Source organism: Bacillus sp. AFS059628 (assembly GCF_002571225.1).
In the GTDB taxonomy this organism is placed as follows: Bacteria; Bacillota; Bacilli; order Bacillales; family Bacillaceae_G; genus Bacillus_A.
Window position 1 is genome coordinate 1 of record NZ_NVEC01000145.1, and the last position, 408, is coordinate 408.

Sequence of the window (408 nt, forward strand, 5' to 3'; positions counted from 1 at the left end):
GTGCTGCTCCACCCCGCGATAATACTATTCATATAATTTATATGGTGGAGGATGACGGGATCGAACCGCCGACCCCCTGCTTGTAAGGCAGGTGCTCTCCCAGCTGAGCTAATCCTCCAAAGTGGTGACCCGTACGGGATTCGAACCCGTGTTACCGCCGTGAAAGGGCGGTGTCTTAACCACTTGACCAACGGGCCAAATATTATAAATCCTATGGCGGAGAGCAAGGGATTCGAACCCTTGATACGCTTATGACGTATACACGATTTCCAATCGTGCTCCTTCGGCCAACTCGGACAGCTCTCCAATGGCTCCGCAGGTAGGAATCGAACCTACGACCGATCGGTTAACAGCCGATAGCTCTACCGCTGAGCTACTGCGGAATAATATTGCCTGGCAACGTCCTAC

Annotated in this window: 4 tRNA genes; all 4 read right to left on the reverse strand. The window is 52.5% G+C overall.

Annotated elements, in window-relative coordinates:
- Nucleotides 1–42: 42 nt before the first annotated feature.
- The 4 genes from COL05_RS30445 to COL05_RS30460 all read right to left on the reverse strand — a co-directional run bounded on the left by COL05_RS30445 (nt 43) and on the right by COL05_RS30460 (nt 383).
- Nucleotides 43–118, reverse strand: a tRNA-Val gene (locus COL05_RS30445).
- A 4-nt stretch (nt 119–122) separates the two neighbouring features.
- A tRNA-Glu gene (locus COL05_RS30450) sits at nt 123–197 on the reverse strand.
- Nucleotides 198–214: 17 nt separating this feature from the next.
- Nucleotides 215–306: transfer RNA gene (locus COL05_RS30455), tRNA-Ser, on the reverse strand.
- Nucleotides 307–308: 2 nt separating this feature from the next.
- Nucleotides 309–383 (reverse strand) — tRNA-Asn (locus COL05_RS30460).
- Nucleotides 384–408: the final 25 nt, after the last annotated feature.